The sequence below is a fragment of the Leifsonia aquatica H1aii genome (assembly GCF_000633535.1).
GTDB classification, from domain to species: domain Bacteria; phylum Actinomycetota; class Actinomycetes; order Actinomycetales; family Microbacteriaceae; genus Leifsonia; species Leifsonia aquatica_A.
The window spans coordinates 299,485-312,066 of sequence record NZ_AYMR01000007.1; the positions used below are offsets into that span (position 1 = coordinate 299,485).

General features: G+C 73.0%; 10 protein-coding genes and 1 riboswitch. Of the genes, 5 read left to right on the plus strand and 5 right to left on the minus strand.

Translation table 11 applies throughout. The features are described from left to right. Positions 1-89: 89 nt before the first annotated feature. Positions 90-1,259: an MFS transporter gene (locus tag U870_RS0107040; protein ID WP_240183643.1), complete on the plus strand. Its 1,170-nt coding sequence runs from the start codon at positions 90-92 to the stop codon at positions 1,257-1,259. Between the two features lie 68 nt (positions 1,260-1,327). Here the strand turns inward: U870_RS0107040 and U870_RS23055 are convergent, their stop codons facing one another. From U870_RS23055 to U870_RS0107055, 3 genes are all read right to left on the minus strand, one after another. Then, positions 1,328-3,544 carry a sigma-70 family RNA polymerase sigma factor gene (locus U870_RS23055; protein ID WP_025156702.1) on the minus strand — a complete coding sequence of 739 codons (2,217 nt, stop codon included), beginning with the start codon at positions 3,542-3,544 and terminating at the stop codon, positions 1,328-1,330. 278 nt (positions 3,545-3,822) lie between these two features. Next, entirely contained in the window at positions 3,823-4,992 is a 1,170-nt protein-coding gene (gene nagA, locus U870_RS0107050) for an N-acetylglucosamine-6-phosphate deacetylase (RefSeq protein WP_025156703.1), read from the minus strand. Between the two features lie 44 nt (positions 4,993-5,036). Then, entirely contained in the window at positions 5,037-5,957 is a 921-nt protein-coding gene (locus U870_RS0107055) for an ROK family protein (protein WP_029947307.1), read from the minus strand. Positions 5,958-6,087: 130 nt separating this feature from the next. On the opposite strand from U870_RS0107055, the gene U870_RS0107060 reads away from it, so the two are divergent. Next, positions 6,088-7,329, plus strand: a complete 1,242-nt coding sequence (locus U870_RS0107060; RefSeq protein ID WP_025156705.1) for a hypothetical protein — start codon at positions 6,088-6,090, stop codon at positions 7,327-7,329. A 26-nt stretch (positions 7,330-7,355) separates the two neighbouring features. On the opposite strand, the gene U870_RS0107065 is transcribed toward U870_RS0107060, so the two are convergent. Further along, positions 7,356-8,867 carry a family 20 glycosylhydrolase gene (locus tag U870_RS0107065; RefSeq protein ID WP_025156706.1) on the minus strand — a complete coding sequence of 504 codons (1,512 nt, stop codon included), beginning with the start codon at positions 8,865-8,867 and terminating at the stop codon, positions 7,356-7,358. A gap of 154 nt (positions 8,868-9,021) precedes the next feature. Next, positions 9,022-9,120, plus strand: a riboswitch (ZMP/ZTP riboswitch). Positions 9,121-9,154: 34 nt separating this feature from the next. On the opposite strand from U870_RS0107065, the gene glyA reads away from it, so the two are divergent. The 3 genes from glyA to U870_RS0107080 all read left to right on the plus strand — a co-directional run bounded on the left by glyA (position 9,155) and on the right by U870_RS0107080 (position 11,956). Beyond that, entirely contained in the window at positions 9,155-10,480 is a 1,326-nt protein-coding gene (glyA, locus tag U870_RS0107070; RefSeq protein WP_025156707.1) for a serine hydroxymethyltransferase, read from the plus strand. Between the two features lie 100 nt (positions 10,481-10,580). Beyond that, the gene (locus tag U870_RS0107075) at positions 10,581-11,462 is read left to right on the plus strand and encodes a bifunctional methylenetetrahydrofolate dehydrogenase/methenyltetrahydrofolate cyclohydrolase (RefSeq protein WP_025156708.1); all 882 of its coding nucleotides are present in this window, start codon (positions 10,581-10,583) and stop codon (positions 11,460-11,462) included. Further along, entirely contained in the window at positions 11,459-11,956 is a 498-nt protein-coding gene (locus U870_RS0107080; protein ID WP_025156709.1) for a YbaK/EbsC family protein, read from the plus strand. The genes U870_RS0107075 and U870_RS0107080 overlap by 4 nt, the downstream gene beginning before the upstream one ends. Positions 11,957-12,052: 96 nt before the next feature. Here U870_RS0107080 and U870_RS0107085 read toward each other — a convergent pair whose 3' ends face one another. Continuing rightward, complete coding sequence (locus U870_RS0107085; protein WP_025156710.1) at positions 12,053-12,571, minus strand: gamma carbonic anhydrase family protein; 519 nt, start codon at positions 12,569-12,571, stop codon at positions 12,053-12,055. Positions 12,572-12,582: the final 11 nt, after the last annotated feature.

The following is a 12,582-nucleotide window of genomic DNA, read 5'->3' on the forward strand; positions in this document are numbered from 1 at the left end:
CCGGGAGGGCGGGGAACGCCGTTCGTCGGACAGCACTCATGACTGCCTCTTCAACGTCGCCTCTGGCAACCGTTCCGAAATTCCCCTGGGTGGGGCTGCTCGCGCTCGCGGGCGCCGTCTTCCTCTCCGTCACCAGCGAGATGATGCCGACCGGGCTCCTGCCCGACATGAGCGCATCCCTCGGCGTGAGCGAGGCCCAGGTCGGCCTCCTGGTCACCGTCTTCGCCTTCACCGTCGTCGTCACCAGCACACCGCTCACCGCCCTCACCCGGCGGTGGCCGCGGCACGCGATGATCGTCGGCGTGCTCGTGGTGCTCGGCCTCTCGAACCTCCTCACCGCCTTCTCGCCCGACTATGTCTGGGTCGTCGTCTCCCGCATCGTCGGCGGTGTGGCGCACGGCATGTTCTGGTCGATCGTGGGCGCGTACGCCGGACATCTCGTGCCCAAGGAGCAGATCGGCCGCGCCGTCTCGATCACGGTGGGCGGGGGCACGCTCGCCTTCGTCCTCGGCGTCCCGCTCGGGACCTTCGCCGGTCATGTGCTGGGCTGGCGCCTCGCGTTCGGGATGCTCGCCGGCCTGATGTTCGTCGGCGCCCTGCTGGTGTGGCGGTTCCTGCCCGCGGTCGAGCGGGAGGCCGACGCCGCCGGCCGACGCGACCGCAGCGTGCCTCGTGCCAAGGACCGCACCGTGACGGCCGTGATCATGGTCTGCCTGATCGCCGCGGTCACGATGGTCGGCCACTACTCCTTCTACACGTTCGTCGTGCCGTTCCTCACCGGCCCGATGGGGGTCGCCCCCGGCGACGTCGGTGCGCTGCTCTTCGTCTACGGCATCGCGGGGGCGGTCGGTCTCGTGCTGGCGGGATCGGTCTTCGGGCCGCGACCGCAGCTGGGTCTGCTGATCGCGCTGATCGCCACCGGCGCGGCCGTGGCGGCGCTCGCCGCGTTCGCCGGACAGCCGGTGCTCGCCCTGGTCGCCTTCGTGCTCTGGGGGATCGCCTTCGGCGCCCTGCCGCCGCTGCTGCAGACGCGGCTGCTCCACACGGCCTCGCCCGCCTTCCGCGACACGGCCAGCGCCCTCTACACGACCTCCTTCAACATCGGGATCGGCGGGGGTGCACTGGTGGGCTCGCTCGTGTTCGGTGCGGGCGGCCTGATGCTGCTCCCCGTGCTGTACATCGTGCTGCTGGCCATCGCCTTGGTGCTCGTGCTCGTCGTCGGGCGGATGTCGCGCCGGGCGGACGCCGCTCGGGGGTGATGTCGCTCGGGGTGACGCCGCCCGGTAGGACGTCGCTCAGGCGGGACCTCGCTCAGGTCGGACGTACCTCAGGGGGCGCCGGGCAGCGTGACCGGAGCGTCGACCAGGATGCCCTGCCGGTCGCCGAAGTCGTACGCGAAACCGAGCCGATACGTGCCAGGGGCGCCGACCCAGCGGTAGCTCGCCGACGCCGTCCCGTCGGCGGCGGTCTCCAGCGCCTGATCGGTCGCCTGACCGTCCACGTGCAGGACCAGCCGTGTCCCGGGACGGCCGTAGGCGGTCATCGCGATGGAGAGGTCCGTCGACGACGCGGTCACGGAGGGAGCGAGGACCGTCCCCGACACGGTCGTGGACGGGTCCGAGACGTTGCCCAGCACATCGGTCTGCCGAGCGGTGAACGTGAACGCGCTCGGGGCGAGCACGAGCTGGTCCGTCGTCCACGCCCCGCTGGAGTCCGCGGTGACGGTCGCCAGGGACCGGTCGCCGTCCGAGACTTCGACGGTCGCGCCGGGCTCGGCGGTGCCGGACACGATCGGCGCGGCGTATCCCGCGATCGCGCCCGTGCCGGTGTCGACCGTCGCGATCTGCGGGGGCAGGGCTGTGCGATCGATGACGAGGGTGCGCGTGACCGGGTCGGACGTGCCGTCGGCGGTGGTCTGGGCGAACGAGAGGGTCCAGGACCCGTCCCCGAGCGCCGCGAGATCGAGGCCCATGCCCCAGGCGCCCATCGCACCGGCGGTCGCCGTGCCCAGCGGGATCGAGCCGGCGGAGCCGGCGGAGGCCGCACGCACTGTGCGTAGCCCGGACCCGGTGGCCGGGGCCGCTGCCGCCGCGACCGTCGCACCGGGGGCGGCGGTACCCGACGCGTCGAGTGCGCGGGCGTTCGTCGTGTAGCCGTCGGCCGGGAAGGTGTCGGCGAGGACCGGCGGCTGCGGGCGCGGGGCGGTCGGAGTGGTGGGCGTCGTCGGAGTGGTCGGCGTCGTGGGCGTGGCCGGCGTCGTGGACCCGGGGGACGGGACGGACGGCACGGCGGGGGAGCCGCCCGGCGGAGCGGCCGGGACCTGCGGGGTCGGAGCGGCCGGGACCTGCGGCGGAGCCGGGGCAGTGGTGGGAGGCGTCGTCGGAAGGGCGGGAGCGGCGTCGGCGGTGGTCGGGCCGGACGCGCCGGACGGCGAGGACGGCTCCGCGACGGCGGCACTGGTCGGCGTCGGAGTCGACCGGAACAGGTCGGGGCCGAACACGAAGGCGGCGGCGACCGCGGCGGCGACGAGCACCCCGCCGATCGCGAACGACGTCACGGCGACCGCGCCGACGCCTCCGCCCGAGCCGCCCGCGGAACCGGAGGCGCTCCCCGCGGCGGCCGTCGAACCGCCTCCCGCGCCGGTCGACCCGGCCGCGGCGCCCGCCGTGGTCATCCCGGCGCCCATCGTGGTCGTCCCTCCGCCGATCGCGGCGGCGGGCAGCGCGGCTCCGGCCGAGCCCAGCGCGTAAGGGACGGTGTGCGCCCCGCCCTGCATCCACGCGGTGTAGGCGGTCGCGCCGCCGACCCCGGCGACCAGGGGGAGCAGCACCAGCGCCATGCGCGAGCCGACATCCTTGGCCTCCGCGGCGACGATGGTGCACCGCGCGCAGTCGACGAGGTGCGCCTCCACCTTCGCCGTCTCCCGCTTGCCCAGGCCGTGGCGCGCGTAGGCGCCCAGGCGCTGCGTCGTCCAGTGGCACTCCGATCCTTCCGGGACGGCCGCGAGATGCGCCTGGATCCACGCCTGGCGCAGACCCTCGCGCGCCCGGTAGGCGAGCGCGGCGACGGCGTTCGCCGACATGCCGAGCAGCGGCGCGACTTCGGCCGGCTTCATCCCCTCGACCTCGCAGTACCAGAGCACCTCCTGCCAGCGCGTCGGCAGGGTGCGGAAGGCGTTCGCGGTCAGCGACCGGTCCAGCGCCTCGAGGCCCGCCGCCTCGCTGGAGGCCGGATCCTCGATCGTCTCCGCATCGTCGATCGGCGTCTCGCGCGAGCGGCGGCCCCAGGAGGCCGCGACGCTGCGCACCGTCGTGAACAGGTACGCCCGGAATCCCGAGGTGGGTCCGTGGCCGTTCGCGATCGCCTGATAGATCTTCGCGTACGCCTCGGCCACCAGATCGTCCGCGTCGAGGTCGCTGTGCGCCCGGGCGACCGTCAGGCCGGCACGCGCGTGCCGTCTCCAGAGCTCGCCGAAAGCCGCCCGGTCGCCCGCGCGGGTCGCGTCGACCAGCTCGATGTCGGAGAGGTCGGACACATCGGCCATCCCACGATTCTCGCGTATCCGAGCCGCGAGAGGGCTGTGTGCCGGACCACGGGGAATCCGAAGAAGTATTTCACCGAACCGGCGTCATGGAATCGGAGAGGCGTGGTCTCTCATGACGTGGTCACCGCCGCACAGGGGGCGGACGCGCACCACGCACGCGCCGGACCCGAACCGGCGTGAGCACGATGAGGACAGGCAACCCGTATGCCGATCACCATCGAGGGGATCCTCGAGGGCCGGATCCAGAAGACGGATCCGGCCCCGGGCACCCGTTCCGATCAGCGCGCGACCGGAGCGCCGTCGCGGAAGACCTGCAGCACGCCGAAGTCGTCGTCCAGGAGGACGGCGTCCGCCGCGAACCCCGGCGCGAGCCGGCCGAGATCGTCACCGCGGCCGATGGCCGCGGCCGGTGTCTGCGTGAGCGCGCGCACCGCGTCCTCCACCGGGATCCCGACCTCGAGCACGGCCCGCCGCAGAGCGTCGTCGAGGGTCAGCGTCGAGCCGGCGATCGATCCGCCCTCGGCGAGACGGGCGACGCCGTCCCGGACCTCGACGGCGAGCGAGCCGAGCAGATAGTCGCCGTCGTCGGCGCCGGCGGCCGCCATCGCGTCGGTGATGAGCGCGACCCGGCCCGGAGCCGCGGCGAACAGCATGCGGACGACCTCCGGGTGCACGTGCACGCCGTCGTTGATGACCTCCAGTGTCACGCCCGGGGTCCGAGTGGCCGCGGCGACCGGGCCCGGGGCACGGTGATGCACCCCGTCCATGCCGTTGAACGCATGGGTGAGGATGCTCGCTCCGGCGGCGAACGCCTCCATCGTCTGCGCGTAGTCGGCGGCCGTGTGGCCCACGGCGACCGCGACGCCGGCCGCGCTGAACGCGCGGACGGTGTCGAGGCCGCCCGGGAGCTCCGGGGCGACGGTGATCTGTCGCAGGGTGCCGTCGGCCGCGTCGAGCAGCAGGTCGATGTCGTCCCTGGTCGCCGGGCGCAGCAGGCGCGGCTCGTGCGCGCCCTTGTGCCCGACGTCGAGGAACGGTCCCTCCAGGTGGGAGCCGAGCACGCGCGGATCCTCCCGCGTGAGCCCGGCGATGGCCCGGACGCTCTCCGCGAGAGCCGCGACGGGCGCGGTCACCAGCGAGACCACGGCGCGCGTCGTGCCGTGGCGCTGATGCAGGTCGAGCGCCCGGCTGATGCTCTCCGGTCCGTCGTCGAAGCTGGCCGTGGCGCCGCCATGACCGTGGATGTCGATGAAGCCGGGCGTGAGCCACGCGCCGTCGGCGTCGGTGACCGGCACCGGGTCGGGTGCCGCGGTCCCGGCGGATCCCGCGCGCCAGTCGTCGCCCGTGCCGGTGGCGGCGATCGTGCCGCCCTCGAACCGCACCCACGCGTTGTGCACGACGTGTCCGTCGCTGACGAGCCGGGCGGAGTGGATCACATGCGCGCTCATTGCATCGACGATACCGTCGCGGCCGGGCCGCCCGCGTCGCACGGTCAGCCCGCGAGCTCCGGAACGGTCGTTTCGAGCAGGTCGCGCGCCCGCAGGGCCGCGCCGATCACTCCCGCGTTCTCGCCGATGCGCGCCCGCAGGAGCACCGGTCGCCGCTGGAAGGTGAGGATCGCGTCCAGCCGTTCGGCGAGCGGCACGAACAGCGCGTCGCCCGCCTGCGAGAGCCCACCGCCGATCACGACCGCCTCCGGCGAGAGCAGGGCGACGGTGTGGGAGATGTCCAGGGCGAGCGCGTCCAGTGCGCTCTCCCAGACCTCGACGGCGTCGGGGTCCGCGGCCTGGGCGCGTTGCAGGACCTCGCGCGCTCCGGCCACCGCCGCGCCGGTCGCCGCGTTGTACCGGCGGGCGATGGAGGCGGCCGAGGCGACCGCCTCCAGGCAGCCGATTCCGCCGCAGACGCAGACCGGGCCGTCGGCGACTCGGGAGTGGCCCATCTCGCCGACCAGACCGCCGCCGGTGACGAGGCGTCCGTCGAGGAAGATCGCGCCCGCGATGCCGGTGCCGATCGCCATGAACACCGCGTCGCGGTACGGGGCCGCCGCGCCGAGGCGGCGCTCCGCCTCCCCGGCTCCGCGCACGTCGTGACTGAACGAGACCGGCACCCCGAGCGCGGCGGCGGCACGGTCGCGGAACGGGTAGTCGCGCCAGCCGAGGTTCTCGGCGAAGACGCCCACGCCGCGCACGTCGTCGACATGGCCGGGGACCAGGAGTCCGAGTGCTGCCGGCACGATCTCCGGGTGCGCGAGCCGGAACTCCGCGGCGACGGCCACGACGGCGTCGATCACCGCGTCGCCCGGGGCACCAGCGTCCCGCGGAGTCGGGCGGCGCACGACCTCGACGATGCGGCCGTCCGCGTCGATCAGGGCGGCCTTCATGTCGGTCCCGCCGACGTCGATGGCGAGCACCGGCTCGCCGGGGCCGAGGGGAGCCGGGGAGAGGGCGGCCGGAGGCGGAGGGGGAAGCGCGTTCACGGAATACAGGATCCCATCCTTCGCGGCCCTTTCCGTGCACGGCGGGGGTAAGATCCCGCTGAGCATGTCAGCGGGAATCACGAGCACAGCGCCCACGCCGGGAGCCGGGACACGCGTACGCGGGGGCCGGGTGCGCCTGGCCGGTCGCGACCTCCCCTGGTGGGGCGCGATCCTCATCGTCTACGCCGCCTCGCGGGTCCTGACGACGGTCTTCCTGCTGTCGCTCTATGTCGCAGGCACCGTCGGGGGCTGGCATTTCGCCAGTTCGCGGCACGACCCCACGTTCTTCACGTTCTCCTCCTCGTGGGACGGATCGTTCTATCAGCGCATCGCCACCGGCGGGTACCCGTCCACGCTGCCGGTCGATGGCGGTGGCGACGTGGAGCAGAACCCGTGGGCCTTCCTGCCGCTCTACCCCGTGGTCGTCCGCGGGCTGATGACGGTGACCGGACTGCCCTTCGCGCCGGCGGGCGTCGTCGTCGCGACCCTCTTCGGCGCAGCGGCCGCCCTGGTGCTGTACCGCATCGTCCTCGCCCGCGGCGGAACCGTCTCCGCGCTGTGGGCGACGGTGTTCTTCTGCTTCGGCCCGCTGTCGTTCGTGCTGCAGATCACCTACGCCGAGAGCATGTTCTTCTTCCTGATGTTCGCCGCGCTGCTGGCGATGATCCGGCGACGATACTGGCTGGTCATCCCGTTCACGGTCGCGGCCGCGTTCGCGAAACCCGGGGCGCTGGCGATCCCGCTGGCGCTCGCCGTCGTCTTCGTCGTCCGGTGGGTCCAGGATCGGCGCGGGACCGAGCCGTTCACCCTCAGGGAGCGCGTGGCCGTGCTCGTCGCCGGAGCCGTGACGGCGGCGGCGGGATTGGCGTGGCCGTTCATCGCCTCGCTCGCCACCGGCACGCCGGATGCGTACGTCTCGACGGAGCTCTCCTGGTGGACGGGCTTCATCGGCCGGGTCAGCTTCGTCCCGCTGACGCCGTGGTTCCTGTTCACCTGGAAATACGCGGGGGTCGCCGGAGTCCTGCTGGTGATCGCGGCGATCGGCGGCTTCGTGTGGCTGCTGCGACGCCCGGGCGTCCGCGCGCTCGGCACCGAGGTCGTCGCCTACTCCGCGAGCTACGCGCTGTACCTCGTCGCGGTGTTTCTGCCGCAGCAGAGCCTGTTCCGGCTGCTGCTCCCGCTGGCGCCGCTCGGCGGCGCGCGCGGGCTGACCCACAGCCCCCGCGCCCGGTCGATCGTGCTGGTGGTGGGCGTCGCGCTGCAACCGGTCGCGCTGATCCTGCTCTGGTTCCTGGGCTATCCGTGACCCCTCGAGGGCACTGATGCGCCGGCTCAGGTGAGGGAGGCCTCCGGCCAGGCGACGCCGTCGGTGCGCCGGTAGACGGTCCCGGACGCATCCCAGTGCTCGGCTAGACGGGCCAGACGTTCGGCGAACTCCGGGAAGTCGCGTGCGGCCGCCACCGGCTCGGTGTCGGCCGGTGCCGGCGCCCAGCCGATCTCCGCGACCGCGGCCAGTCGGGGGAAGACCATGCCCTCCGCCTCCTCGATGGTGGTGACGGTCTCCGTCCACAACGGCGCTTCGACACCGAGGATGTGCGCGTCGGCCAGACCGGGGACGATGCGTGCCGGGTCCCAGTCCAGGGCGTCGACGACCGTCGTCGGGCCGTCGGCCCAGTCCTGTCCGATCGGCTCGCCGTCGGCATAGACGATGTCGAGGTAGGCGACGTCGGCGGGGGAGAGGATGGCCGCGCCGCCCTGGCGCACGAACGAGAGAAGGTCGTCGGCCGCGGAACCCCGGGGGGACCGGTAGTCCCAATACTGCCCGACGGTGCCCTCGGGAAGGGCGTCGCTCGCACCCATCTCGTGCCAGCCGACCGGGGTCTTGCCGGTGGCGGCGACCAGGCGGGCGGCGTGCTCGATGAAGGCCAGGAAGTCCTCCCGCGACGTGCTCAGGCACTCGTCGCCGCCGATGTGCAGGAACGGCCCGGGGGTGAGGGCGGCCACCTCTCCGATGACGTCCGCCAGGAAGCGCTCGGTGGTCGGGTCCCCGGTCCGCAGGGTGCTGAAGCCCACGGTCGTCCCGGTGTAGAGCGCCGGAGCGATGCCGTCGGGGTTCAGCTCGGGATACGAGGCGAGCGCGGCGTTCGTGTGGCCGGGCATGTCGATCTCGGGCACGATCGTGATGTGCCGATCGGCGGCGTACGCGACGATGCCGCGATACTCGTCCTGCGTGTAGAACCCGCCGGGGCCGCCTCCGGCGGCGGTCGAACCGCCGATGCGGGTCAGCTCGGGCCACGACCTGATCTCCAGTCGCCAGCCCTGGTCGTCGGTGAGGTGCAGGTGCAGGTGGTTGACCTTCAGCAGGGCGATCGCGTCGATGAACCGTTCCACATCGCGCACCGGGAAGAAGTGCCTGGCCACGTCGAGCATGGCCCCGCGGTAGGCGTAGCGCGGGTAGTCGCGCACCCGCACCGCGTCGATCGTGAGCGGGTCGGCCGAGCAGGAGGCGGGGACCAGCTGGCGCAAGGTCTGCACGCCCCGGAAGGCGCCGGCGGCGGTGGCGGCGCCGATGCGCACGCCCTCCGGCGCCACGTCGAGCGAGTAGCCCTCCTCGCGGTGCCCCTCCGGACCCTCGTGGTCGGCGACCACGATGGCGATGTCGCCGTACTCCGGCGGCTCGATGACGACGACGAGCTCGCGGCGGCAGTCGGCACGCAGCGCGTCGCGCAGCTGGGCGGCGACGGCCTCCGCCCCGGCTCCGGCGACGCTGATCCGGGCGTTCGGGCTGAGGGTGAACGGGGCGTCGGTCGTGCTCTCCAGCTCGACAGGGCGCGGTACGACCACGGAGGCTCCTAACGTGGTTCGGACTTGCTTCGGGCAGCGGCCGCGTCCGTCCACCCCGCCGGACGACCACCAGCGAGTATCGCAGGCCTCCTAACTAATGAGCAAGGGCCCCACTCATGAGCACGGGCCCGCCCGCGACCGGCCTTTGCTATGCTTGGCCTGTCGCGACTGGCGCTCAGATGGTCACCATCGGGGAGCGACGACGGTACCTCGAAAGCATGGGTGGATTCGGCCGCGCGCCTGGGTCGATACGTACGAATGTCCATCCCTGTCCGAAGGAGTCCGTAGTGACCGACACCCTGCCCTCGACCTTCACCGCCCCGCTCGCGGAGGTCGACCCCGAGATCGCGGAGGTGCTGCAGCTCGAGCTCGGCCGCCAGCGCGACTACCTCGAGATGATCGCCTCCGAGAACTTCGTGCCGCGCGCGGTGCTGGAGTCCGTCGGCTCCGTCCTCACCAACAAGTACGCCGAGGGCTACCCCGGCCGTCGCTACTACGGCGGCTGCGAGTACGTCGACATCGCCGAGCAGCTGGCGATCGACCGGGCGAAGAGCCTGTTCGGCGCCGAGTACGCCAACGTCCAGCCGCACTCCGGAGCCTCGGCCAACGCCGCGGTGCTCTCGGCGATCGCGACGCCCGGCGACACCATCCTGGGCCTGGAGCTCGCCCACGGCGGCCACCTGACCCACGGCATGAAGCTCAACTTCTCGGGCAAGCTCTACAACGCCGTCTCCTACGGCGTCGACCCCGAGACCTTCCTCGTCGACATGGACGTCGTGCGCGACAAGGCCCGCGAGCACAAGCCGCAGGTCATCATCGCCGGCTGGTCGGCCTACCCCCGCCACCTCGACTTCGCCGCCTTCCGCGAGATCGCCGACGAGGTCGGCGCGAAGCTCTGGGTCGACATGGCGCACTTCGCGGGACTGGTGGCCGCGGGCCTCCACCCGTCGCCGGTCCCCTTCGCCGACGTGGTCAGCTCGACGGTGCACAAGACGATCGGCGGCCCCCGCTCCGGCTTCATCGTCAGCCGCGACACCGAGCTTGCCAAGAAGCTCAACTCGAACGTGTTCCCCGGTCAGCAGGGCGGCCCGCTCATGCACGTGATCGCCGCCAAGGCGACCGCGTTCAAGCTGGCCGCGACCGAGGAGTTCAAGGACCGCCAGGCCCGCACCATCCGCGGCGCCCAGATCCTGGCGTCCCGTCTGACCGCCGACGACTCCCGCGCCGCGGGGGTGGACGTCCTCACCGGCGGCACGGACGTGCACCTGGTGCTCGCCGACCTGCGCAACTCGGAGCTCGACGGCCAGCAGGCCGAGGACGTGCTGCACGCGGCCGGCATCACGGTCAACCGCAACGCTGTGCCGTTCGACCCGCGCCCGCCGATGGTCACTTCCGGTCTGCGCATCGGCACGCCGGCGCTGGCGACCCGTGGCTTCGGCGACACCGAGTTCGTGGAGGTGGCCGACATCATCGCCGCCGCGCTCGTCCCCGGCGCCGACACCGCCACGCTGCGCACCCGCGTCGACGCGCTGACCGCCGCCTTCCCGCTCTACCCGGGCCTCACCCCGTCCGGTCAGGACGCCTTCCCGGTCGAGCTCCCCTCCTCCATCTGACCCCTCCCCGCACCATCGAGTCCGGGCTTGTGCGCGCGACACGCCGTCGGCGGGCGCGCACAAGTCCGGAGGTGATGGCTTCATCACGTAAGGAACGCAGATGAGCGCACAGATTCTGGACGGCAAGGCCACGGCGGCCGCGATCAAGAGCGAGCTGACGGAGCGCGTGGCGCGGCTGCGCGAGCAGGGCGTCGTGCCCGGGCTCGGCACCATCCTGGTCGGCGACGACCCGGGGTCGCAGTGGTACGTCGCGGGCAAGCACCGGGACTGCGCGGAGGTGGGCATCGCGTCCATCCGCCGCGACCTCCCGGCCGACATCTCGCAGGCCGAGCTGGAGGCCGTGATCGAGGAGCTGAACGCCGACCCCGACTGCACCGGGTTCATCGTCCAGCTGCCGCTGCCGGCGCACCTCGATACCGACGCCATCCTGGAGCTGGTCGACCCGGCCAAGGACGCGGACGGGCTGCACCCGACGAACCTGGGCCGCCTCGTGCTCAACGTCAACCGCCCGATCACCACGCCGCTGCCGTGCACGCCGCGCGGCGTCATCGAGCTGATGGAGCGGCACGGGATCGCGCTGAACGGCAAGCACGTCGTCGTCGTCGGCCGCGGCGTCACCGTCGGCCGCCCGATCGGCTCGCTGCTGACCCGTCGCGAGTACAACGCCACGGTCACGCTGACCCACACCGGCACGGTCGACCTGGACGAGCACCTCAAGCGTGCCGACGTGATCGTCGCCGCAGCGGGCGTCGCCGGCCTGGTCTCGGCGGAGAACGTGAAGCCGGGGGCGATCGTCCTCGACGTCGGTGTCAGCCGGGTGGAGGACCCGGTGACCGGCAAGAGTGTGGTGGCCGGCGATGTGGCGGCGGATGTCGCCGAGGTCGCCGCGTGGGTCTCGCCGAACCCGGGCGGAGTGGGGCCGATGACGCGCGCCCTCCTGCTGCAGAACGTCGTCGAGTCCGCGGAGCGGGCGCTGGCATGAGCGGGCAGGGCGCCGACCGCACGCATCCCGCCGTCGAGCGGGTGGAGGCGGCGCTGCTCGCCGCCGGTGTGGAGCCGCGGGTCCGCTGGTTCGAGGCGGCCACGCCGACGGCCGCCTCGGCGGCGGAGGAGTTGGGCGTGGAGGTCGGTGCGATCGCGAACTCCCTCGTCTTCACGATCGACGGCGACCCGCTGCTCGTGATGACCTCCGGCGCGCACCGCGTCGACACGGCCTTCCTCGGCGAGCGGCTCGGCGGGCGCATCCGTCGCGCCGACCCTGAGACGGTGAAAGCGGCGACCGGTCAGACCATCGGCGGCGTCGCGCCGCTGGGCCACCCCGCCCCGCTGCGCACGGTCGTGGACGTGGCGCTCGCCGGCTACCCCGAGGTCTGGGCGGCGGCGGGGCACCCGCACACCGTCTTCCCGACCACCTTCGCCGAGCTGGTGCGCCTCACGGACGGCGACCCGGTCCCGGTCGAGCGTCCCGCCTCCTGAAACCTCGCCGACGCCACCCCCGTCGACGCCACCCCCGTCGACGTTCACGTCGTTGCGCCGAAAACGGCGGAATGACCGCGACGACGTGAACCTCGGTCAGTGGTCGGCGGCCGGGTGGGCGTTCGCGAGGTCGAGGTAGGCGGCGGCGTTGCGGTGCAGGCCGGCGCGTTCGTCGTCGGTGAGCGCGCGGCGCAGCTTGCCGGGCACGCCCGCGACGAGGGAGCCGGGCGGGACGATCGTCCCCTCGAGCACCACGGTCCCTGCCGCGATCAGGGAACCGGCCCCGATCACGGCCCCGTTGAGGACGGTCGCGTGCATCCCGATCAGGGCGCCGTCCTCGATCGTGCAGCCGTGCAGCACGGCGTTGTGACCGACGGAGACGTCCGCGCCGACCGAGAGTGGGTAGCCGGCGTCGACGTGGCAGGAGACGTTGTCCTGGATGTTGCTGCGCTCCCCGAGCACGATCTCCTCCGCCTCCGCCCGGAGCACCGCGTTGTACCAGACGCTGGAGCCGGCCAGGAGGCGCACCCGCCCGGCGAGCACCGCGCCGGCGGCGACGAACGCGTCCGGTGCGAGGGTGGGAGCGGAGCCGTCGGCGAGGGTGACGAGGGTCATCCCGTCAGTTT

What these genes read in the sequence shown, in the direction of transcription:
- U870_RS0107080 (WP_025156709.1), top strand. Translation starts at nt 11,459, where the DNA reads ATGAGCGGGCAGGGCGCCGACCGCACGCATCCCGCCGTCGAGCGGGTG.
- U870_RS23055 (WP_025156702.1), bottom strand. Translation starts at nt 3,544, where the DNA reads ATGGCCGATGTGTCCGACCTCTCCGACATCGAGCTGGTCGACGCGACC.
- U870_RS0107085 (WP_025156710.1), bottom strand. Translation starts at nt 12,571, where the DNA reads ATGACCCTCGTCACCCTCGCCGACGGCTCCGCTCCCACCCTCGCACCG.
- U870_RS0107060 (WP_025156705.1), top strand. Translation starts at nt 6,088, where the DNA reads ATGTCAGCGGGAATCACGAGCACAGCGCCCACGCCGGGAGCCGGGACA.
- nagA (WP_025156703.1), bottom strand. Translation starts at nt 4,992, where the DNA reads ATGAGCGCGCATGTGATCCACTCCGCCCGGCTCGTCAGCGACGGACAC.
- U870_RS0107075 (WP_025156708.1), top strand. Translation starts at nt 10,581, where the DNA reads ATGAGCGCACAGATTCTGGACGGCAAGGCCACGGCGGCCGCGATCAAG.